Genomic DNA, 21737 nt, shown 5'->3' on the forward strand with positions numbered 1-21737 from the left:
AACGACTCTGACTCCAGCGCGGCCGGCTCACATCCCCACACCAGCTCTTCGGACAAGTCACTTCCCGGACCCGCCAGGCAACACCCTAGAACCCCACTCCCTGCTGCGTCTTGACACAGAGGGGTGCCAGATCCGCGCATCGTGGCAGACGTTGAGTTGAGCGCACATTGGGTGCTCCGCGGTCTACGGCTTGGCGTGCGTCGCATGCGCAGCCAGCGGCCACCAATGGCGGTCACGCAACTCCGCTTCGGCTTCAACCGCGTCGAGCCACATCCCAGGTGCGTCTCGGTGCGGGGGCAACGGGAAGTGCCAGACCGCGAAGTAGGCGTGCGGTGCGGGCCATGGATAGTCGTCAGGCGCTCCGGACACGTCGTTGCGCACGTATCCCAGCAACCGGGCGTAGTGCCCATCGCTGGTCCCTGTCTGGCGCAGCAGGTCCTCAAGCGGTTCTTCCCATGCCCCATCGCGGGTTTCACGGGTTGGGATGTCGAGCCCTCTGCCGTCAGAACGAGCCTCCACGAGAATGCTGTTGCCACGGGTCACTAGGAGTCGGACCAGACAGATGGGTGAAGGAGCGACGGCGGGCACCCCGGCAAGTACGACGTCGGCTCGACCGTGAGCCGGTAGCCACGCAGCACCCTGATGGCTGACGAGTACGCGTTCCGAGGTCGACATTCGACGAACGTAGCGGCTGGTCCGGATGGGTCGTCGCCAGTCGATCGGATCTCGGCAGGAGTCCGAGGGCGGTCAGCGGATCCGCAGCGCCCGCTCCTCCGGCGTCCCCGGACCGTTGGCGAGCAGGCCGAGCAGCTCGTGCTCGAGCACGGCACCGACGCGACGGCAGAACGCCGCGGGCTCGTCGGCGGCGTCGGGGTGCTCGGCGACGATCCGGTCCACGATGCCGAGGCGCTTGAGGTCGAGGGCGCGGATCCCTTGGGCGCGGGCCATCTCCGGGGCGTGCTCGGTGTCACGGTGCACGATGGCGCTCGCCCCCTCGGGCGGCAGCGGGGAGAGCCAGGCGTGCTGCGCCGCGACCACCCGGTCGGCGGGCAGCAGCGCGAGCGCCCCGCCACCGTTGCCCTCACCCAGCATCAGGCAGAGCGTGGGGGCCCGGAGAGTGACCAGGTCCTCCAGCGACCGGGCGATCTCGCCGGCCAGCCCGCCGTTCTCGGCCTCGGCAGAGAGCGCCGCGCCCTGGGTGTCGATCACCGTCACCAGGGGCAGCCCCAGCTCGGAGGCGAGCCGCATCCCGCGGCGGGCCTCGCGCAGCGCGCCCGGTCCCATCGGGTGGTCGGTGGTCTGGCCGCGACGGTCCTGGCCCAGGAAGACACACGGCGCCTCGCCGAACCGCGCCAGCGCGAAGAGCAGCCCGGGGTCGCTCTCGCCCTGGCCGGTGCCGTTGAGCGGGATCACGTTGGTGGCCCCGTAGCGCAGCAGGCGGCGCACCCCGGGGCGGTCGGGGCGCCGCGACCGGGTGACCGCGTCCCAGGCGTCGATCTCGCCGACCTCCTCCTCGCCCGGGTCGGGGGCCGTCGGCAGCGGGGACCGTGCCCGCTCCAGGATGTCGAGCGTGCGCCCGAGGATGTTGCGCACCCCCGCGGGCTCGATCACCCCGTCGACGATGCCGCGGGCGTAGAGGTTCTCCGAGGTCTGCACGCCCTCGGGGAACGGCTTGCCGTAGAGCGCCTCGTAGACCCGCGGGCCCAGGAAGCCCACCAGGGCGCCCGGCTCGGCCACGGTCAGGTGGCCCGTGGAGCCCCAGGAGGCCATCACCCCGCCGGTGGTGGGGTGGCGCAGGTAGACCAGGTAGGGCAGCCCGGCGGCCTTGTGCGCGGCCACCGCCTCGGAGATCCGGACCATCTGCACGAAGGCGGCCGTCCCCTCCTGCATCCGGGTGCCTCCGCTGGCCGGGGCGCCGAGCAGGGGGAGCCGCTCGGCGGTGGCGCGCCGGATCGCGGCGACCAACCGGTCGGCGGTGGCCCGGCCGATGGAGCCGGCCAGGAACGAGAACTCCCCGAGCACGACGGCGACCCGGTGCCCGTCCAGCCGCGCCTCGCCGGTGATGACGGCCTCCTCGGCGCCCGACCTCTCGCGGGCCCGCGCCAGCTGGTCGGCGTACGCCGGGTCGACCTCGCCGTGGTCGGGCGGGGTGTCCCAGGACGACCAGGACCCCGCGTCCAGCACCAGGTCGGCGAGCTCGCGGGCGGAGAGGCGTTCGGTCACGGGCCGAAGGCTATGCCAGGCGGGTCGTGACGCCGCCTCAGGCCTGGTCGCGCAGCAGCGGCCGGGCCAGCTTCCGGCCGTGGTGGATCTGCGCCTTGACCGTCCCGAGCGGGACGCCGAGCTGGGTGGCGATCTCGTCGTAGGCCAGCCCGTAGACGTCGCGCAGCACCAGGGGCTGCACGAAGGCCGGGTGCTCGGCCTCGATGGTCTCCAACGCCTCGAGGAGGTCGAGCCGGGTGCCGGCGATCACGCTGGTGGTGCGCGGGTCCGGCTGCTCCAGCGGCACGGTGTCGGTGGGCGTGGCCCGGCTCCTGAGCCGACGGTACGTCGTGCGCGCGCTGTTGAGCGCCACCACGTGCAGCCACGTCGTGAAGCGGCCCCGCCGGTGCCACTGACCGAGCTTGCCGGCGAGGCTGATCAGCGCCTCCTGGCAGGCGTCCTCCGCGTCGTCGGAGTAGGGCAGCACCCCCTGGCAGATCCGGAGCACCCGGGGCCGGACCTCGCCCAGCAGCTGCTCCATCGCCGTCCGGTCGCCGTCCTGCGCCCGGCGGGCGAGGTCGTCGATCTCCTCTGGCGTCACTCCGGCTCGGCCATCCGCCGGTGCAGGACGGACTTCGCCCGGTCGGGGAGCACCTTGCTGGCCGCCTCCTGCACGCGGGTGCGCCACCCGCCCCCGACCACCCGGGACTCCCCGGACATCAGGGCCTCGAAACCCTGGCGGGCGACCTTCGCCGGGTCGTCCTTGGCGCCCTTGGCGACGGGGGTGTCCTCCATCTCCGCGCGCTCGAAGAACTCGGTGTCGGTGGGCCCGGGCATCAGCAGGGTCAGCGAGACGCCGGTCTCCTTCAGCTCCTCCTGGAGGCCCTGGGTGAAGGACTGGAGGAACGACTTCGAGGCGTTGTAGGTGGCCTGGAAGGCGCCGGGCATCTCCGAGGCGATCGAGGAGGTGACCAGCACCTTGCCGTGACCGGTGCGGACCATCTCGGTCAGCACCAGCTTGGCCAGCTGGACGGTGGAGACGATGTTGAGCTGGATGATCCCCAGGTCGTGGGCCAGGTCGGTCTCGACGAAGGCGCCGCCGTGACCGACCCCGGCGTTGAGGGCCACCGCGTCGAGCGGGCGGCCGGTCTCGCGGACCGCGGTCATCAGCTCGCTCACCCCGTCGGGGCGGCGCAGGTCGACCTGCACGGCCTGGACCTGTGCGCCGGTGCTCCGCAGCTCCTGGGCCGCCTGCTCCAGGGCGGCGTCCTCGGCGTTGACCACGAGGTCGAAGCCGTGCTCGGCGAACTGGCGCGCCAGCTCGAGGCCGATGCCGCTGCTCGCGCCGGTGACCAGCGCCAGGGGCCTGGAGGATGCAGTGCTGGGCTCGCTCATGTGCGGTTCGTACCCCGGCGGGGGCGAGCCATGCTGCAAGACTGACGCCGATGTCCCAGCCCTCCCGCCTCGGTCGCTACCCGGTGCGCCGTCGACTCGGCGCCGGGGCGTTCGCGACCGTCTGGCTGGCCCACGACGAGGAGCTCGACTCCCCGGTCGCGATCAAGGTGCTCGCCGACAACTGGGCCGGCGACGCCCACGTGCGCCGCCGCTTCGTGGAGGAAGGGCGCTTCCTGCGCAAGGTCGACTCCCCGTACGTCGTCCCCGTCTACGACGCCGGCGAGCTCGACGACGGCCGCCCCTTCCTGGTGATGGCCTACGCCGACGCCGGGACCCTGACCGACCGGCTCGCCGAGGGGCCACTCTCGCGCGCGGCAGCCCTCCGGGTGCTGACCGAGATCGGCGCCGGGCTCGAGGCGCTGCACTCCCGCGGCGTCCTCCACCGGGACGTGAAGCCCGGCAACGTGCTGCTCCGCGGCGACGAGGGGCCCGACGGGAGGCAGGTCCGGGCGATGCTCGCCGACCTGGGCCTGGGCAAGGAGCTCGAGGTCGCCTCGCGGCTCACCGTCATCGCCGGCTCCCCGTCGTACGTCGCCCCCGAGCAGGCCCGCGGCGAGGCGCTCGACGTCCGTGCCGACCTCTTCTCCCTGGCGGCGGTGGCCTACCTGCTGCTCGCCGGCCGACCGGCGCGGGAGCACCTCTCGATGGCCGACGCCCAGGAGCCGCCCGCCGTACCGCCCCTGGGGGACGCCGTCCCGCCGTCGTTGGCCGCGGTGGTGACCCGCGGCCTGGCCACCGACCGCGAGGAACGCCAGACCTGTGTCGCGGAGTTCGTCGAGCAGCTGGTGCGGGCGACCGGCGAGGACGACGTGACGCTGCGCGGGGCGCCCCTGGCTGAAACACCCGTCGTCCCGCGCCGGCACTGGGGCCGGCCGCTGGCCGCGTCCGGCGCGGCGCTCCTGGTCGGGGTCGCCACCGGCTGGGGGATCGCCGGGGCGACCGGGGGCGAGGTGCGCGTCGACGACGCCGCGGGGGCGCTCGCCGTCACCGTGCCGGCGGGGTGGACCCGGTCGGTCCAGGACGCGGGCTGGACCCCGCCGGAGTCGGACCGGGAGTTCCCGGCGCTGGCGGTCGGCACCGGGCCCGGGTGGCGCACCGAGGGCCAGGGCGTCTTCGTCGCGCTCTTCGAGGGCCACGACCTGCCCGCCGACGCGCCGGGCCACCCCGAGTGCCGGGCGCAGCGCGGCTCCGCCGCGGCCGTCGGCGAGGGCCGGGAGTCGATGACGGTGCTGCACACCGGGTGCCCGGCGCCGGCACCGGTGGTGGTGGAGCGGGTCTCCCGGGTCGCCGACGACCGGGTGCTGTGGGTCCAGGTGCGCGGCGAGGACACCGCCGGTGCCCAGCGGGTGCTGGACGCCGTCGAGGTGACGGACCTCTACTCCTGACGCATCCCGCCGGCCACCTTGTCGATCAGCTCGGCCGCACCCTCGGCATCGCGCTCCCGGGCCGAGACGTTGATCTCCACCTCGGCGTGCGGGTTGCCGGCCAGGTCGAGCCAGCGCACGAAGAGGTGGCGGCGCTGCCCGAGGTCGTCGACGTAGGTGTACTCCAGCCCGCTGGAGCCGGTGTCGAGGAGCCGGAGCCCGTGCTCGCGCTCGCGGACCGAGCGGATCCGCTCCTCCCGGTGCTGCGCGATGGTCCGCTTCTGGCTGGAGACCTGCGTGACCCGGAGCACGTAGGTGTCCTGCGGGTGCCCCGGGACCTTCCACCGGAACTCGTTGGAGGCGTTGGTGAGCCGCTTCCACCCGGCCGGGACCGGGAAGACCAGCCGGGTGGGCGGGGCGCCGAACGAGGTCTCCTCCAGGGGGAGGCCGGTGGGCAGCGCCGGCTGCGGCGGGTCCTCGGTGAGCTCGTCGGTGGTGAGGAACGGCAGGGGCGGGGCGGCTGCGGGCGCCGGCCGGGCCGGTCCGGAGCCCTCGGCCGGGGCGTCGGTGGCGCGCTGGGCCGCCCAGCCCGCGCCCCCGCCGACCGCCACCAGGACCGCGGTCGCCGCAGCCGTCTGCCACCTCATGGGTGCCAACGTAGCGGCGTGGGTGACCTGGGAGGCTGTCGCCATGACCCGCATCTCCCTCTCCCGCCTGCCGGGGGAGGGGGTGCTGGCCGTCGAGGCGGGGCAGAGCCTCGAGCTGCCGGCCGCTGAGCTGCCGGCGTACGTCGCCCGGCGGGAGATCGACCGGCCACGCTGGGTCTGGGACGACACCGCCCGGTGGTACCCGCCCCTGCTGGCGGCCGGTGTCCGGGTGGAGCGCTGCCACGACCTGCGCCTGAGCCACCACCTGCTCCGCCGGGCCCCCGCTGCGGACGCCTCGCTGCTGACGGGTCCGGAGTCGGGGGTGTGGGACAGGCTCGGCCCCAGCGTCCCGTCCGAGCCGGGGCTCTTCGCGGCCGACGACGAGGCGGAGCACCTCCGGGCCGACGTCGAGGACGCGCGCCAGCGGGCCTGCGTCGCGGACTCCCCGGAGGCGGGCCGGCTGGGGCTGCTGCTGGCGGCCGAGTCGGCCGGCGCCCTGGTGGCGGCGGAGATGACCCACGCCGGGGTGCCCTGGCGGGCCGAGGTCCACGAACGGCTGCTGACCGACCTGCTCGGACCGCGCCCCGCGGCCTGGTCGCGGCCCCAGCGGCTCGACGAGCTGGCCGCCGAGGTGGGCCGGGTCCTCGGCACGCCCGGCCTCAACCCCGACTCACGGACCGAGCTGATGGCGGCGCTGCGCCGCGCGGGCCACGAGGTCGCCGACATCCGCGCCTCCACGCTCCGCGCGATCGACCATCCCGCCATCGAGCCGCTGCTGCGCCACAAGCAGCTCGCCCACCTCTTCTCGACCAACGGCTGGGCCTGGGCCGACGAGTGGGTCCAGGGCGGCCGCTTCCGGCCGTCGTACCAGCCGGCGGGCTCGAGCACCGGGCGCTGGTCGTCCAACGGCGGCGGCGCGCTGTCGTTCCCCGCCCAGGTGCGTCCCGCGGTCGTCGCGGACGACGGCTGGACGCTGGTGGTCGCCGACGTCGCCCAGCTGGAGCCGCGGGTGCTGGCCGGGATGAGCCGGGACCGGGCGCTGGCCGCAGCGGCGCGCGGCGCCGACCTCTACCAGGGCATGGTCGACTCCGGCGCGGTGCCGACCCGCCAGCACGCCAAGCTGGGGCTGCTCGGCGCGATGTACGGCGCCACCCGCGGCGAGAGCGGCCGGATGGTCGCCGACCTCACCCGGCGCTACCCCGCCGCCTTCGGCCTGGTGGAGGCTGCCGCGCGGGCCGGCGAGCGGGGCGAGGTGGTGCGCACGCTGCTCGGCCGCGGCTCGCCCGGGTTGGGCGAGGCGTGGGAGGTCGATCCCGACGCCCCGCAGCCCGACGCCGACAGCCAGGCCCGCTTCCGCCGCGCCTACGGCCGCTTCACCCGGAACTTCGTGGTGCAGGGCACCGGGGCGGAGTGGGCGCTCGCCTGGATCGCCGACCTGCGCAACCGGCTCTGGCGCCTCGGTGGCGAGGGCCCGTTGGAGTCGCGGCCGCACCTGGTCTTCTTCCTCCACGACGAGGTGGTGGTGCACACCCCGTCGGCCCTGGCCGAGGAGGTGGTGGCGGCGGCGGGCGACGCGGCCGCCACCGCGGCGCGGCTGCTCTTCGGCGAGCAGGGGGTCGACTTCCCGCTCAGCACCGCGGTGGTGCGCTCCTACGCCGAGGCCGGGAAGTGACGCTCAGGCCAGGCGGGCCGGGAAGCCGCCGGTGGCGACCGGGCCCCACGCCGTCGGCGTGATCCGCAGCAGCGACTTGCCTTGGTCGACCATCGCCTGCCGGTACTCCTCCCAGTCGGAGTGCTCCCCGGAGATGTTGCGGAAGTACTCCACGAAGGCGTCCAGCGCCTCGCCGCCGTCCGCGGCGTCGAGCACCTCGCAGCTTCCGGTGACCTGGACCCAGGGGCCGTTCCAGTCGTCGGAGACGACCACGACGTCGACCTCCGGGCGGCGCCGCGCGTTGCGGGTCTTGGCCCGCTCGGGATAGGTGGCCACCACCAGGCGGCCGGCGTCATCGACCCCGCCGGTCACCGGCGAGGCCTGCGGGCTGCCGTCGGCGCGGCGGGTGACCAGCAGGAACCGGTGCCGGGGGCGGACGAACTCCAGGAGGCCGTCGAGGTCGACGCGGGTGGTGGTGGCGATCGAGCGAGGCATGGGTCAGACGGTAGCGCCGCCCCTCTTGCCCCGTGGTCTAGCGTGCCTGGAGTGAGCCCCGAACTCCTGCTGATCAGTGCCGCCGACACGTCGCCGACGTCGAACCCGACCCTGCACGCGTTGATCCTCGGGTTGATCATGGTCGTCGGGACGGCCGTGGGCATGTGGCTGCTGCTCCGGATGGGCGGACGGCGGTAGCCGATGCACCGCCAGGACTCGGCTGAGCTCAGAGCGACGTACTTCGCGCTCCGCCTCGGCCTGGTCCTCTCGGCGGTGACCGTCCTCCTGGCCCCGCTGGCGACCCGGGTCGGCGACGGCTCCTGGCCGCCCTCGATCTCCGACGCCTGGTACACCGACGCGCGCACCGTCTTCGTCCTGGGCCTGGCCGCGGCCGCCTGCCTGCTGGTCGTGGTGCGGGGCGACACCCTCACGGAGCAGACCCTGCTCAACGTCGCGGGCGGCCTCGGCCTGCTGGTGGCGGGCGCGGCGTGCTGGCCCAAGGACGGGTCGGGAGAGCCGCTCGCCTCCTTCGACCCCGCCGTCGCCCGGCTCAACGAGTACGCCATCGGGGCGTTGCTGGTGGTGGCGGCGGTGGCCTGGGTGGTCGGCGCGCTGCTGCCCGCCGCGATGCTGGGGGACGGCTGGCAGGTGACGGGTCCCGCCCGGGCGGTCCTGCAGTCCCTCGGCCCCGTCCTGGTGGTGGGCCTGAGCGTGCTGTTCCTCCTCGACCGCACCTGGCTCGCCACGCACGTCCACGAGCCGGCCGCGGTGGTGATGTTCTTCCTCCTGGGCTGCGTGGTGCTGCTGCGCACCACGCTCGGGCTCAGGTTCCTGGAGCGGATCGGCGACACCCCCGCCGACGACTCCGTCAGCTTCTCGCACCTGTGCGAGGCCAGGAGGACGCAGACCCGGATGACGGGACTGGACGCGGTCTACACGGCGGTGGCGGTCGGCATGCTCGTGGTGGTCGTCGTCGCCGCCGTCCTCCTCGCCGGCGGGGCGGCGCCGGGGTGGGTCCTGGTCGTCGAGGCACTGCTCCTCGTGCTCTTCGGCACCTTCTGGGCCCTCCAGACCTGGGAGGCGTGGCTCACGGTGGGGTCTAGAGTTCGTCCATGAACCACCTGCTCCTGCGCGACGTCCGCCTGGTGCCCGTGCGCCCCCGCGACGAGGTGCCCGACGGGCCCGTCGACGTCCGGATCCGCGCCGGCGAGGTGGTCGAGGTCGGTCCCGGGCTGGACCGCGACGGCGCGGAGGAGACACGCGCCGAGGGACGCTGGCTCGTCCCCGGCCTGTGGGACCAGCACGTCCACCTCGGCCAGTGGACGCTGGCCAGCTCGCGCCTCGACCTGACCCCCGTGCGCTCGGCCGCCGAGGCCGTGCGGATGGTCGCGGACCGCCTCGCCGAGGTGCCCGGGCGCCCGGTCATCGGCTGGGGTCACCGGTCCACCGCGTGGCCGGAGGCGCCGGTCGTCTCCATGCTCGACGCGCTGGGCGGCGACCAGCCGATCGTGCTGATCGCCGGTGACGGCCACCACGCCTGGCTCAACACCGTCGCGCTCAACATCCTGCACCTGCCGCTGCGCGAGGGCGTCGTCTCCGAGCGCGAGTGGTTCGACGCCTACGGGCGTCTCTCCGCGGTGATCGGCGACGACGGCACCGGCCCCGACGCCTATCGCCGCACCCTCGAGCAGGCCGCCTCCCTCGGCGTGGTCGGGCTGGTCGACTACGAGTTCAGCGGCGGCCACGAGGACTGGGCCCGCCGCTGGCAGGGCGGCGCCGACCTGCTCAGGATCCGGATGTCGACCTACGCCGCCGGCCTCGAGGAGGTGACCGCGGCCGGCCTGCGCACCGGCGACGTCCTGCCCGGCTGCAGCGACCTGGCCCGGATGGGGTCGCTGAAGATCATCAGCGACGGCTCGCTCAACACCAAGACGGCCTGGTGCTGCGACCCCTACTCCGGCCCGGCGCCGCTCGGCTTCCCGCACGGCAACCCCAACCAGTCGCCCGAGGAGCTCCGCGAGCTGCTCGAGCGGAGCACCGCCCACGGGCTGACCGCGGCGGTGCACGCCATCGGCGACCGTGCGGTCACCGTGGCGCTCGACGCCTTCGAGGCGACCGGGGCCCGCGGCAGCATCGAGCACGCCCAGCTGATCCTGCGCGACGACGTACGCCGGATCGCCGGCCTCGGCCTGGTGGCGAGCGTCCAGCCCTCCCACCTGCTCGACGACCGCGACGTCAGCGAGCGGCTCTGGCCCGGTCGCGGCGACCGCTGCTTCGCGCTCCGCTGGATGCTCGAGGACGGGGTGGTCCTGGCGATGGGCTCCGATGCTCCCGTCGCGGCCCTCGACCCGTGGCTGGCGATGGCGGCGGCGGTGCACCGCTCCGCCGACGAGCGGGAGCCGTGGCACCCCGAGCAGGCGATCACCGCGCAGGAGGCGCTGGCCGCCTCCGTCGACGGCCGCGGCACGGTGGCCCCCGGTCACCCCGGCGACGTCGTGCTGCTCGACCTCGACCCGCTCGCCGGCTCCGGGGGCACCGCCGAGGTCGCCGCCCACCTGCGCCGTACCGGCGAGCACGTGGCCGCCACCTGGGTGGCCGGGCGGCAGGTCTTCGACGCGACCGGCGGCTGAGCGCCGCGGCTCACTCGCCGACTGGCCTCATGGTGGCGATGGCGTCGTCGAGCCAGCGGATCCGATCCGCGTACCACTCGGTCACCAGGTCGGCGTGCTCGCGCCAGGTGGTGAAGTCCAGCTGGAACTGCTGCCCCTCGGACCAGTAAGGGGTCAGCAGGTGGCCACCGCCCTCCGGGGCAGGGGCGAAGTTGCGCTCCGCCGCCGGCGCCAGCCACTCCACCCGCTCGGCGAGGAAGGGGCCGAGGGTGGCCACGTCCGGCGCGGCCTGGGTCCAGCGCCGGCGGATCAGCTCGACGAACTCCGGGTCGCGGAGCATCCGGCGCACCCAGTGGCCATGAGGGTTGGTGCTCGGGCTGAGCCAGGGCTCGTTGGAGGGCGCGTCCGGATCCGGGTCGGGGTACATGAACCATCGTTCGGGGTCGTCCAGGCCCCACCCGGTGCTGATGCCCGCGGTCATGTCGAAGTCCCAGGGCGGCCCCATCGAGAGCAGCCCGTGGCGGCTGCGTTGCAGGTAGACGCTCCCGCGGAAGTGGGAGTCCTGGTTCTTGGTGGTCTCCTGGAGCAGGTACCAGTCGGCGAAGGAGCGGAGGTCGACCAGGGAGTGGTAGCCGTGCTCGGGGTCGAGCCACTCGTCGGAGTAGAGCACCGACTCGAAGTGCGTGAGCTGGCGCTCGACCTCGGCCGCGAACTCGGGTGAGATGTCGCCCGGCTCCTTGATGAACACGTTGATGCCGTTGGGCGTGCGGAAGCTGGGGTCGTCGTCCTCCCACAGGTCGGCCTCGAGCAGGAAGCCGCCGTCCACGGGGACGGAGCCGGGCTCGGCGAGCTCGATGGCGACCCGGTCGGGCTCGACCTCGACGCCCTCGCCGAAGAGGTAGACGCCCTTGTACTCGCCGTTGAGCCACACCTCGACGTCGTGCAGGCGGGCGGCCCACGGCATGGCGAGGCGGCGGGCCAGGGCGAACGCCGCGGTGTTGCGCAGCAGGGAGCGGTCGTAGGCGTTGGCGAGCAGCACGAAGTCCTTGGAGGCGGGCAGCCCCAGCACGGAGACGCGCTCGTCGAGTTTCACCTTGTAGGGCAGCTTGTCCTGCACCCAGGAGGTGGAGTTGCCGCGGACCCGCAGCCGTGCCGAGAGCTCCGTGGCGGGCACCGGGTCGCCGTCGCGGTCAGTCGTGCCGTCGGTGTCGAACACCATGTCGGCGCGCGAGTAGACCTCGTCGTCGACGATCGGGAGCCCGTCCTCGGTGGTGATCGAGAGAGCCGGCAGCGTCCCGAAGAACTCCGGGTCGGCTTCGATCGGGGCGACCGTCGGCGTGGGGGTCGGCGTGGGGGTCGGCGTGGGGGTCGGCGTGGGGGTCGGCGCTGCCGTTGGAGTCGGGCTGGGACTCGGCGCCGGGGTGGGCGTCGGGGTGGGCGTCGGGCTCGGTGTCGGCGTCGGGCTCGGCGTGGGTGTCGGCGTGGGTGTGGGCGTGGGCGTGGGCGGCTGGGTGGGCGGGACGACGCGACGAGGCACCACCCGGACCGGCTTGCTGCGCCATGCCGGCCGGCCGCGGTGGGCGGGGGCCACCACCCGGAACCTGGTGGGCGAGTGGACCTTGCGGGTGAAGACGTAGCGACCGCGGGCGCGGGTCCGGGCGTCGGCGACCCGCACCCACCGGCCGTTCGCGTGCCGCTGGAGCACCACCGGGGCGCGGCGCAGGCGCGGCACGGCACCACGCAGGCGCACCCGCTTCCCGTCTGTCTGCGCCTCGGGCGGGCCGGAGGGTCGGGCGGAGCCCCCGGACGCCGTCCGCTCGGGCGCCGAGACGGCGGCACTCGCGCCGAGGGCGGTGGCGGGGAGGGTCAGTACCAGGGCAGCCACCAGGGCTCGCAGCCCGGCTCGGCTCGTTGTCCACAACACCGGGCGAGCGTAGGTTGAGGCAGCCCTCCCGCGCAGGAGAAGAGCGATCCGCGCCCGAAGCGCCCGGCCGTGCTCGTTCCCTGATGAACTGGTGGGTTGATGTCGGCGACACGGGGCCAGGACGACATCAGTCCACCAGTTGCGCGGGAAGGGTCGCCCAGGAGGTCTCGCTCAGGCGGTGCCGGGGGAGGTGGCGTGGCTGCGCCCAGGCGCCAGGCGTAGAACGCCGCGAGAGCAGCGACGACGGCCAGGACGACGGCGGCCAGCCAGCCGGTGGCCCGCATCCGCGGGTCGGTCGCGCGGCCCGGCAGCCACTGCCACACCGTGTAGAGGAAGAGCCCGAGATAGATCACCCCGGTGCCTGCGCTCATGCCAGGGCGATGGTGGCGTCCCGGATGAAGGTCGGGTCCTCGAGGCGTTCGGCGTAGGCCGACCGGAGCTGGCCCACCCGGTAGCGCACGGTCTGGGGGTGCACGAAGAGCGCCTCGGCGACCGCCTCGCGCCGGCCCTGGTGGAGCAACCAGGCGCGCAGGGTGTCGGTCAGCTTCTCCCGCGCGGCCGGGCCCAGCTCGTCCAGCGGAGCCAGCACCTGGGCGCGCAGGTCGGCCAACGCCTCGGCGTCGGCGTGCACGAGAAGCTCAGCGAGGTGCTTCTCGGTGTCGGTGATCTCCGGATCGAGGTCGGCGGCCCGGCTCGCCCGCTGCCACGAGGACCTGGCCTCGAGCCAGGGCCGGGTGGGACCGACCACCGCCGGGACGCCGACCACCGCCCGCAGCAGCAGGCTCCGGGTGGCGTCCGGCACCAGCAGGACCACCAGCTCCTCGGTGCCGGGGTCGGCCACGGTGATGGTCCGCGGGTCGACTGCCGACGACACCGCCCGCAGGTGCGCCTCCGGCAGGACGACGGCCGTCAACGTCTCCGGGAGCTCCCACTCCGCGCGCGCCGCGGCCCGCACCAGCAGGTCGGGCGCGTCACCCCGGAGCAGGGCGTTGCCGAGCGCCTCGCGCAGCTGCTGACGCATCCGCCCGGTGGTCGCCGACTCGTCGCTGTGGCCCGCGACGCTGGAGGCCGAGAGCTGGTCGATGTAGGCGAAGACCAGACCGGCGAACTTCGCCAGGGTCTCGGCGTCGACGCCGTCGGCGAGCAGCCCGGCCGACATCTCGCTCCAGGAGACGCGGGCGCCGACCCGGTACGCCGCGAGGAGAGCCTCCATGCTCCGGCCGGAACGCGCCTCGCCCCGGCCGAGCTGGTAGGCGCCCTCCATCGCCGGCGCCGTGGGACGGGTGCCGGCCCGGGCGCGCCGGGAGGCCAGCTGGATGAAGCCACCCAGTGCCAGCTGCACCGCGCTGCGGATCGTCTCGCCCATCGTGCCGGAGAGGGCATTGGCATACGTCGGGACCTCGGCGATGATGGCGCCGACGGCCGCGTCGGCGACCGCCGGCAGCCTGTTGCGCATCACCTCCACCTCGGCGGCGGAGAGCTCCAGACCGTGGTCGTTACCGAGACGACCGGCGTGTCGCGCCATCGGAGGCTCCTTTTTGGCTTCTGCGAACAATTGTGACGCGAAACTTCACGTCTGGTGGTCAGGAATCTACCCCGTTCGACCAGACATGATGGGTCCATGGCCATGCTTCTCAACGAGACCAACGGGTCCCCGCGCCGGGGACGCCACCGCAGTGGCGCTCCGCTGCGCCTCCGGGACCGCGCGGTCAGGCTCGTCGAGGCCGCCACCACGCCCTTGATGCCGGCCGACTACCTCGACCTCTTCGCGCCGCTGCGCTCCGGCGCCGAGCTGCGCGGCCGGATCGTCTCGGTCGAGCCGGAGACCGCCGACGCCGCCACCATCGTGATCCGTCCCGGCGCCGACTGGGCGGGCCACGTCCCCGGTCAGTACACCCGGGTCGGCATCGACGTCGACGGGGTCCGCCACTGGCGGGCCTACTCGCTGACCCACGGTCCGCGCGCCGACGGCAACATCTCGATCACCGTCAAGGCGGTCCAGGACGGCGTCGTCAGCAGCCACCTGGTCCGCGAGGCCAGCCCCGGCACCCTGGTCCACCTCGAGCAGGCCGACGGCGAGTTCGTGCTCCCGCCGGAGGGTGGCAAGTTCCTGATGGTCACGGCCGGCTCCGGGGTCACCCCCGTGGTGGGGATGCTGCGCAACCTCTTCCCGGTCGCCGACTCCGGCGTCGTACGCCTCGAGCGCAGCGCCCCCTACGACATCACCGTCGTGCACGTGGCCCCCAGCGAGCCCGACTCGATCTTCCTGCGCGACCTCAAGGCGCTCGACGCCGCGGGCCTGATCCGGCTGGTGCCCCGCTACGACGACGTGCACGGGGTCCTCGACGTCGACGACCTGGAGTCGCTCGTCCCCGACCTGGCCGCGCGGCAGACCCTGGCCTGCGGGCCGGCCGCCCTGCTCGACGCCCTCGAGGAGCACCACACCTCGCGCGGTCTCGACCTCACCGTCGAGCAGTTCCGAGTCTCCCGCGTCGAGGCTGGGGAAGGCGGCACCGTCACCTTCACCCGCACGGGGGTCGAGGTGGAGGACGACGGTGCCACCCCGATCCTCGACGCCGCCGAGGAGGCCGGCGTGCTGATGCCCTCCGGGTGCCGCATGGGCATCTGCATGGGCTGCGTCCTGCCGCTCAAGGAGGGCACCGTCCGCGACCTGCGCAACGGCGCGCTGACCACCGCCGTCCCCGGCGAGACCGACCCGGGCGGCATCAAGATCCAGACCTGCATCAGCGCCGCTGCCGGCCCGTGCACCCTCGACCACTGACCTGCTCGATCCCACCCCCCAAGGAGTCGACATGACGACCATCACCAAGAAGTCCGAGAACCCCACCGCACACCTCACCCCCGAGGACATCGAGGACATCGGTCGCGAGCTCGACCGGATCCGCCAGGAGGTCCTCGACGACCGCGGCGCCAACGACGCCGCCTACATCCGGGGCATGGTCAAGACCCAGCGCTACCTCGAGCTCGGCAGCCGCGCCGTGCTCCTCTTCTCCGCCCTCCCGCCCGCCTGGGTGGTCGGCACGGCCGGCCTGAGCGTCGCCAAGATCCTGGAGAACATGGAGATCGGCCACAACGTCATGCACGGCCAGTGGGACTGGATGCGCGACCCCAAGATCCACTCCAGCACCTGGGAGTGGGACAACGCCTCCACCGCCGAGGGCTGGAAGCACAGCCACAACGAGATCCACCACACCTACACCAACATCGTGGGCAAGGACAACGACCTCGGCTACGGCATCATGCGGGTCGACGAGGACCAGAAGTGGCACCCGATGTACCTCGGCCAGCCGCTGTGGAACTTCATCAACGCCTGCTTCTTCGAGTACGGCATCGCCGCCTACGACCTCGAGCTCGGCAAGAACCTGCGCACCCCCAAGGAGCGCCGCGACCCCGAGTTCACCCGCCGGGCGAAGAACACCGTGAAGAAGATCCGCCAGCAGATGACGAAGGACTACGTCGTGCACCCCGCGCTGGCCATCCCGACCGGTTCGTTCCTGCCGACCCTGGCCGCCAACTTCACCGCCAACCTGGTGCGCAACCTGTGGTCGCACTCGGTGATCATGTGCGGCCACTTCCCCGAGGGGGTCGAGACCTTCGAGCGTGCCGCGATCCCCGAGAAGGAGACCCGCGGCGAGTGGTACCTGCGCCAGATGCTCGGCTCCGCCAACATCTCCGGCTCCGAGGGCATGCACATCATGACCGGCAACCTGAGCCACCAGATCGAGCACCACCTCTTCCCCGACCTGCCGAGCAACCGCTACAAGGAGGTCGCCCCGCAGGTGAAGGCGATCTTCGACAAGTACGGCCTCACCTACCTGGAGCGTCCGCTGCCCCAGCAGGTCTACAGCGCCTGGCACAAGGTGGTCCGGCTCAGCCTGCCCAACGGCTTCGTGGAGACCACCACGGTGCGCAACGCCCCGCAGCAGCTGGTGCGCTTGTTCAAGATGGCCACCGGCGACCGCAAGACCCGCCGTGCCCTCCAGGCCCGCCTGGCCCAGGAGGCCCGCCGCGCCAAGGACGCGAAGGACGCCCGGCTGGCCGCCTGACCTGACCCCCCGGCACGGGAACTATCCTCGTGCCCATGAGCTCCCCCATCCGCCTCGGCGCACCCGGCTTCGGAGGCCTCTGAGACGTGGGTTGGCTGCTCGTGGTCCTGCTGGGGCTCATCTACCTGCTGGTGGGTCCGTGGACCCTGGTGCTGGTCGCGGTGCTGCTGGCCGTGCCGCGGGTGCGCGACCGCGTGCCGCGACCGCACGTGACCGTCCGCGGGGTGGCGATCGGCGTCGGCGTGGCCGTCGCCGCCTCCCTGCTGGTGTGGGTGGTGCCCGACGGGCGCCTGCCGGTGCCGACCGCCGGGGGCCTGCTGGTGGCTCCCCGCTACGAGGGGCAGCAGGTCTCCGCCCACCCCATCGCAGCCGAGGAGCCGCCGCAGAACCCCTGGCTGGCCCAGGCGGGGTCCGACGCGGTCAACAACGACGCGTGGTCCAGCGGGGCGCTGCGGGGAGCGGGGCCGTTGGGCGACCGTCCCGAGGTGGACACCGCCTGGTACGGACTGGAGAAGTGCGGGCGAGTCGCCTTCGACTCCCACGGCCGGATCGTCGCTCTCTGCCACGACCGGCGAGGCGCGGTCCTGCGGGTCATCGACCCCGACTCGATGCGCCCGCTGAGCACCACCCGGCTGCCGGACCGCGCCGAGACCGGCACCTCGGCCTGGCAGGACGTCTGCAACGGCTCGCAGTTCTACCTCGACAACGGCGACCGGGCGGTGGTGACGACCACGGAGCGGCGGATCCAGGCGATCGGCACGGCCGACGCCGAGGGCCATCCCGACCTGACGGTCGAGGAGTCGTGGAGCGTGGCCGAGCACGTGCCGGAGACCGACTGCCTGGTCGCGGTCAAGCCCGACTGGACGGGCCGCATCTGGTGGGCCAGCCGCGACGGTCGCGTCGGCGTGGTCGACCCGGTCGCCGGGGTGGTGCGAGGCACCCACCTGGAGGGCGAGCGGATCACCAACACCTTCGCCGTCGACGAGGCAGGTGGGGTCTTCCTGGTCACCGACGCCGCGCTCTACCGGATGACCGTCGACGCCGAGGGTGCGCCGGCGGTCTCCTGGCGGACCGAGTACGACCGCGGCGTCGAGCAGAAGGTCGGGCAGTTCGTGCAGGGCAGCGGCACCTCGCCGACCCTGCTCGACCACGACCTGGTGGCGATCGCCGACAACGCCGAGCCCCGGCTGCACGTCGTCTTCGTCGACCGGGCCACCGGCGAGGAGGTCTGCAGCGCGGCTGTCTTCGACGGCGGCGAGTCGGCGACCGAGACGTCGTTGGCCTCCGTGGGCTCCGGGGTGATCGTGGAGAACAACCACGGCTACGCCGGCCCACGCTCCACCGCGATGGGCTTCTCCTCCTCGCCCGGCCTGGCGCGGGTCGACCACGTCGACGGCGAGTGCCGGGTCTCCTGGACCAACGACGAGGTCGCCCCCTCCGCCCTGCCGACGGTCTCCTGGGAGACCGGCCTCCTCTACACCTGGACCAAGCGACCCACGCTGTGGGGAGTCTCCGCCTGGTACCTGACCGCGATCGACGCGCACACCGGCGAGACGGCGTTCTCGGTCCGGGCCGGCACCGGGGTGCTCTACAACAACCACTACTCCGCAGTCACGCTCGGCCCGCAGGGAGCGGCGTACGTCGGCACCGTCGGCGGGCTGGTCCGGGTGCGCGACGTGGTGCGCAAGTCCGCCAAGAAGGGCTGAACCCGGCTCAGGGCCAGCGCAGACCCACGGCCTCCTCGCTGAGCTCCCAGAGCCGGCGCTGCGCCACCTCGTCGCGGGCCAGCGGGGCGGTGCCCACCAGGCGCGGCGGACCGGACATCTGCTGGCGACCCGCGGGGCCGCAGTAGGAGCCGCCGGGCAGGTCCGCGGTGGCGGCCATCAGCAGAGGCCAGGCGCCCTGGGCGGCCGACTGGGAGACGGCCCGGACCGCGGCGTCGAGGATCGAGGCCATTCCCCCCGAGGAGCGCCCGAACTGGCCGTTGGCGGTCAGGTGGGTGCCCGCCAGGCCGGGGTGTGCGGCCAGCGCCCGCACCGGCAGGTCGCGCTGGCGCAGCCGCCGCTCGAGCTCGAAGGTGAAGAACAGGTTGGCCAGCTTGGACTCCGCGTAGCGCGGCCAGCGGCGGTAGCGCTCGTGGTGGGCCCGGGGGTCGCCCAGCGGGGCGTGCCGGGCCATCCGGTGCATCTGCGAGCTCACCGTGACCACCCGGCCGTCGCCGCTGGCGACCAGCTGCGGCAGCAGCAGGCCGGTCAGCAGGAAGGGACCGAAGTGGTTGGTCGCCATCTGCAAGTCGAAGCCGTCCCCGGTGACCTGCTGGGGGGTGGCCATCACCCCGGCGTTGTTGACCAGCACGTGCAGGGCGCCGAGATCGCGGGCGCGCCCGGCCGCCGCGCGGACCGACTCCAGGGAGGCGAGGTCGACGAGCAGCTGCTCCGGAGCGGCCTCGGGCGCCTGCTCGCGGATCACCTCGGCGGTCGCCTCCAGCTTGGCCTGGTTGCGGCCCGCGAGCACCACCCGGGCGCCGCGCCGCGCCAGCTCGAGGGCCGTGTGGTGGCCCAGCCCGCCCGGGCTGGCTCCGGTGACCAGGACGGTCCGTCCGTGCTGGTCACCGATGTCGTCGACCGACCAGGTGGCGCTCACGGGGTGACGGCCATCGCGGCCAGCACCCGCTCGCCGAGGGCGGAGTCGCCGGAGACCCGGACCGCTCCCGGCTCGGGGCTGCGCCGGCCCCCGGCGAGCAGCGCGAACGCCTCCGCCGACATGTCGAGGGTGGTGGTCGGCTCCTCCTCGGTCGCCCCGCCGGTGAGCTCGCGGCCGCGGCCGTCGTCCCCGACGCCGAACCGGCGCTCCTGGTGCCCTTGGACCCGCAGCGCCAGCGTGGAGCCCGGGGCCGCACCGGCCCGCTTGGCCAGCACCAGCGCGAGGGTCTCGGAGAGGTAGTCGACGGTGTGCCGGGCGCCGGGGCCGTCCAGGTTGCCGGGGCGTCCCACCGCCCGGCGCACGTCCTGCTCGTGCATCCACACGTCCAGCGGACGGTTGCGCAGCAGCGTCAGCGTCGACCAGCCCAGCGCACCGAAGACCCCCGGGGCCGGGGCGTCGGGGTCGGTCGGCGGGTCCTGGAGCAGGGCGGTGTGCCGCTGCGTGGTCGACTCGCGCAGCTCGATCAGCAGGTCGTCGGGGGTGCGGTTGCGTCGGGCCAGGACGCCCTGCTCGGTGAAGGTGCCCATCGGGCTCCTCACGTGGGGTGCCTCGCCGACCTCGACCTCCTCGTGCCGGCCGCCGGCGAGCAGCGACTCCAGGTGGGCGGTGTGGGCGACCACCGCGTGCACGTCCCAGCCGGGGAGGTCGGTGGGCGCCGACCACTCCTCGGGGGCGAGCTCCTCGAGCAGCGCGGTGAAGTCGCTGATCGCCTGCCACCAGATGTCGACGTGCTGGACCAAACCGCTCTGCGTCATGCCGGAAGCCTAGGGCTCAGGGGCCGACCAGGAGAATGGGCACATGCGCGTGCGTGCCCCCGAGCTCACCGGTCGCGGCTGGCTCAACACCCCCGGCCCCCTGTCGCTGTCCGACCTGCGTGGGCGATTCGTCCTGCTCGACTTCTGGACCTTCTGCTGCGTCAACTGCCTGCACGTCCTCGACGAGCTCCGGCCGCTGGAGGCGAGGTACGCCGAGGAGCTGGTGGTCGTCGGCGTGCACTCGCCGAAGTTCGTGCACGAGGCCGACCCGGACGCGCTGGTCGCCGCCGTCGAGCGCTACGGCGTGCACCACCCGGTGCTCGACGACCCCGAGCTGGTCACCTGGTCGGCCTACACCGCGCGGGCCTGGCCCACGCTGGTGCTGATCGACCCGGAGGGCTACGTGGTGGCCCAGTACGCCGGCGAGGGGCACGTGCACGCCCTGGACCGGCTGCTCGCCGAGCAGGTCGCCGAGCACCGCGAGCGCGGCACCCTGCAGCCGGGCGACTCGCCGTACGTGCCGCCGGTGGTGGAGCCGACCGACCTGCGGTTCCCGGCCAAGGCGCTGTCGCTGCCCGACGGCCGGGTGCTGGTCGCCGACGCCGGTCACGACGAGGTGGTCGAGCTGGCCTCGGCCGACGGGCCGGTGCTGCGCCGGTTCGGCGGCTTCGCCGAACCCAACGGGCTCTGCCTGCTGCCCGAGGAGGTGGCCGCCGAGGTGGGCTACGACGTGGTGGTCGCCGACACCGTGCACCACCAGCTCCGCGGGCTGGCCCTGGCCGGCGGCGAGGTCCGGGTGCTGGCCGGCGACGGGGAGCAGTGGATGCCCGGCGACGGCCCCGAGCGGCTCTCCAGCCCCTGGGACGTCGCGTGGTGGCGCGGCCGGGTCTGGGTGGCGATGGCCGGCATCCACCAGCTCTGGACCTTCGACCCCGGGACGGGGGCGGTCGAGGTGGCGGCCGGCACCACCCACGAGGGGCTGCGTGACGGGCCCCTGGACCAGGCCTGGCTGGCGCAGACCAGCGGGCTGGCCGTCGTCGGCGACCGGCTCTGGCTCGCCGACAGCGAGGTCTCGGCACTGCGCTGGGTCGAGGACGGCGAGGTGGGCACCGCGGTCGGCACCGGCCTCTTCGACTTCGGCTTCCGCGACGGCAGGGCCGACCAGGCGCTGCTCCAGCACCCGCTCGGGGTGAGCGCGCTGCCCGACGGGTCGGTGGCCGTCTGCGACACCTACAACGGCGCCGTACGCCGCTTCGACCCGGCGGCCGGCGAGCTCACCACCCTGGCCACCGGGCTCTCCGAGCCGAGCGGGGCGTACGTCGACGGCGAGCACCTGGTGGTCGTGGAGTCGACCGCCCACCGGCTGACCCGGGTGCCGCTGGGCGCGTCGGCGCAGGCGGCCGACTTCAGCCACCGCACCCAGCGGCCGGTCACCGAGGTGGCCGCCTCGGTGCTGCTGGAGGCGGTCTTCACCCCGCCGCCGGGGCAGAAGGTGGACGACCGCTACGGTCCCGCGACCCAGCTGATGGTGACCGCGACGCCTGCGGCCCTGCTGCGTGCCGGGGAGGGCCGCTCCACCGGCCTGACCCGTCCACTCGAGCTCGACGCTGCGGTGGGGGAGGGGGTGCTCCACGTCGCGGCGCGGGCGGCCTCCTGCGACGTCGTCGAGGACGGGACGCCGGGCGAGGGGGCGGCCTGCCACGTGCACCAGCAGGACTGGGGCGTCCCGGTGCGGGTGAGCGCCACCGGCGAGGTGGCGCTCACCCTGCCGCTGGGCGGCACCGCCTGACCCTCACCCGAGGACGACGAAGGGCCGCACCCAGCCGGGTGCGGCCCTTCGTGTCGCTGCCTGGTTCAGGCGTGGA

19 protein-coding genes are annotated in these 21737 nt (G+C 73.9%); 9 read left to right on the forward strand and 10 right to left on the reverse strand.

Features of this window, described 5'->3' with window-relative positions:
* Nucleotides 1-747 precede the first annotated feature (747 nt).
* From AC4BGE_RS10870 to AC4BGE_RS10880, 3 genes are read right to left on the reverse strand one after another with little or no spacing between them, the layout of a single operon-like run.
* Nucleotides 748-2223: a carboxyl transferase domain-containing protein gene (locus AC4BGE_RS10870; RefSeq protein WP_490575286.1), complete on the reverse strand. Its 1476-nt coding sequence runs from the start codon at nt 2221-2223 to the stop codon at nt 748-750.
* A gap of 37 nt (nt 2224-2260) precedes the next feature.
* Nucleotides 2261-2803, reverse strand: a complete 543-nt coding sequence (locus AC4BGE_RS10875; protein WP_490575287.1) for an RNA polymerase sigma factor — start codon at nt 2801-2803, stop codon at nt 2261-2263.
* Entirely contained in the window at nt 2800-3597 is a 798-nt protein-coding gene (locus AC4BGE_RS10880; RefSeq protein WP_490570870.1) for an SDR family NAD(P)-dependent oxidoreductase, read from the reverse strand. The genes AC4BGE_RS10875 and AC4BGE_RS10880 overlap by 4 nt, the downstream gene beginning before the upstream one ends.
* A gap of 50 nt (nt 3598-3647) precedes the next feature.
* On the opposite strand from AC4BGE_RS10880, the gene AC4BGE_RS10885 reads away from it, so the two are divergent.
* Complete coding sequence (locus AC4BGE_RS10885) at nt 3648-5042, forward strand: serine/threonine-protein kinase (protein WP_490575288.1); 1395 nt, start codon at nt 3648-3650, stop codon at nt 5040-5042.
* Here AC4BGE_RS10885 and AC4BGE_RS10890 read toward each other — a convergent pair.
* Entirely contained in the window at nt 5033-5668 is a 636-nt protein-coding gene (locus AC4BGE_RS10890; RefSeq protein WP_490575289.1) for a hypothetical protein, read from the reverse strand. The genes AC4BGE_RS10885 and AC4BGE_RS10890 overlap by 10 nt on opposite strands.
* A gap of 43 nt (nt 5669-5711) precedes the next feature.
* On the opposite strand from AC4BGE_RS10890, the gene AC4BGE_RS10895 reads away from it, so the two are divergent.
* Complete coding sequence (locus tag AC4BGE_RS10895) at nt 5712-7340, forward strand: bifunctional 3'-5' exonuclease/DNA polymerase (protein WP_490575290.1); 1629 nt, start codon at nt 5712-5714, stop codon at nt 7338-7340.
* A 3-nt stretch (nt 7341-7343) separates the two neighbouring features.
* Here AC4BGE_RS10895 and AC4BGE_RS10900 read toward each other — a convergent pair whose 3' ends face one another.
* The gene (locus AC4BGE_RS10900) at nt 7344-7814 is read right to left on the reverse strand and encodes a PPOX class F420-dependent oxidoreductase (protein ID WP_490570866.1); all 471 of its coding nucleotides are present in this window, start codon (nt 7812-7814) and stop codon (nt 7344-7346) included.
* Nucleotides 7815-7865: 51 nt separating this feature from the next.
* Here AC4BGE_RS10900 and AC4BGE_RS10905 point away from each other — a divergent pair, with 51 nt between their 5' ends.
* Genes AC4BGE_RS10905 through AC4BGE_RS10915 form a run of 3 tightly spaced genes read left to right on the forward strand, consistent with a single transcriptional unit; the run spans nt 7866 to nt 10444 of the window.
* Nucleotides 7866-8012, forward strand: a complete 147-nt coding sequence (locus tag AC4BGE_RS10905) for a hypothetical protein (RefSeq protein WP_490570865.1) — start codon at nt 7866-7868, stop codon at nt 8010-8012.
* Between the two features lie 3 nt (nt 8013-8015).
* Nucleotides 8016-8930 carry a hypothetical protein gene (locus AC4BGE_RS10910; protein ID WP_490575291.1) on the forward strand — a complete coding sequence of 305 codons (915 nt, stop codon included), beginning with the start codon at nt 8016-8018 and terminating at the stop codon, nt 8928-8930.
* The gene (locus tag AC4BGE_RS10915) at nt 8927-10444 is read left to right on the forward strand and encodes an amidohydrolase (RefSeq protein ID WP_490575292.1); all 1518 of its coding nucleotides are present in this window, start codon (nt 8927-8929) and stop codon (nt 10442-10444) included. The genes AC4BGE_RS10910 and AC4BGE_RS10915 overlap by 4 nt, the downstream gene beginning before the upstream one ends.
* 10 nt (nt 10445-10454) lie before the next feature.
* Here AC4BGE_RS10915 and AC4BGE_RS10920 read toward each other — a convergent pair whose 3' ends face one another.
* From AC4BGE_RS10920 to AC4BGE_RS10930, 3 genes are read right to left on the reverse strand one after another with little or no spacing between them, the layout of a single operon-like run.
* Nucleotides 10455-12347 (reverse strand): CotH kinase family protein, encoded by a 1893-nt coding sequence (locus AC4BGE_RS10920; RefSeq protein ID WP_490575293.1) that lies wholly within the window; start codon nt 12345-12347, stop codon nt 10455-10457.
* The gene (locus AC4BGE_RS10925) at nt 12290-12718 is read right to left on the reverse strand and encodes a hypothetical protein (protein ID WP_490575294.1); all 429 of its coding nucleotides are present in this window, start codon (nt 12716-12718) and stop codon (nt 12290-12292) included. Before AC4BGE_RS10925 ends, AC4BGE_RS10920 begins: the two co-directional genes overlap by 58 nt.
* On the reverse strand, nt 12715-13872 hold the full coding sequence (locus AC4BGE_RS10930; RefSeq protein WP_490570860.1) for a PucR family transcriptional regulator: 1158 nt from the start codon (nt 13870-13872) through the stop codon (nt 12715-12717). Before AC4BGE_RS10930 ends, AC4BGE_RS10925 begins: the two co-directional genes overlap by 4 nt.
* A gap of 96 nt (nt 13873-13968) precedes the next feature.
* On the opposite strand from AC4BGE_RS10930, the gene AC4BGE_RS10935 reads away from it, so the two are divergent.
* The 3 genes from AC4BGE_RS10935 to AC4BGE_RS10945 all read left to right on the forward strand — a co-directional run bounded on the left by AC4BGE_RS10935 (nt 13969) and on the right by AC4BGE_RS10945 (nt 18120).
* Complete coding sequence (locus tag AC4BGE_RS10935) at nt 13969-15129, forward strand: ferredoxin reductase (protein ID WP_490575295.1); 1161 nt, start codon at nt 13969-13971, stop codon at nt 15127-15129.
* Between the two features lie 31 nt (nt 15130-15160).
* The gene (locus tag AC4BGE_RS10940; protein WP_490575296.1) at nt 15161-16414 is read left to right on the forward strand and encodes a fatty acid desaturase family protein; all 1254 of its coding nucleotides are present in this window, start codon (nt 15161-15163) and stop codon (nt 16412-16414) included.
* Nucleotides 16415-16500: 86 nt separating this feature from the next.
* A complete protein-coding gene (locus AC4BGE_RS10945; protein WP_490575297.1) occupies nt 16501-18120 on the forward strand; it encodes a hypothetical protein in 1620 nt (539 codons plus the stop codon).
* 7 nt (nt 18121-18127) lie between these two features.
* Here AC4BGE_RS10945 and AC4BGE_RS10950 read toward each other — a convergent pair whose 3' ends face one another.
* Both AC4BGE_RS10950 and AC4BGE_RS10955 read right to left on the reverse strand, forming a co-directional pair.
* The gene (locus AC4BGE_RS10950) at nt 18128-19057 is read right to left on the reverse strand and encodes an oxidoreductase (RefSeq protein ID WP_490570856.1); all 930 of its coding nucleotides are present in this window, start codon (nt 19055-19057) and stop codon (nt 18128-18130) included.
* Complete coding sequence (locus tag AC4BGE_RS10955) at nt 19054-19872, reverse strand: maleylpyruvate isomerase family mycothiol-dependent enzyme (protein WP_490575298.1); 819 nt, start codon at nt 19870-19872, stop codon at nt 19054-19056. Before AC4BGE_RS10955 ends, AC4BGE_RS10950 begins: the two co-directional genes overlap by 4 nt.
* 43 nt (nt 19873-19915) lie before the next feature.
* Between AC4BGE_RS10955 and AC4BGE_RS10960 the strand changes: the two genes are divergently transcribed.
* Nucleotides 19916-21661: an NHL domain-containing thioredoxin family protein gene (locus tag AC4BGE_RS10960; RefSeq protein WP_490575299.1), complete on the forward strand. Its 1746-nt coding sequence runs from the start codon at nt 19916-19918 to the stop codon at nt 21659-21661.
* Nucleotides 21662-21737: the final 76 nt, after the last annotated feature.

Source organism: Nocardioides sp. Z50_6 (genome assembly GCF_058215755.1).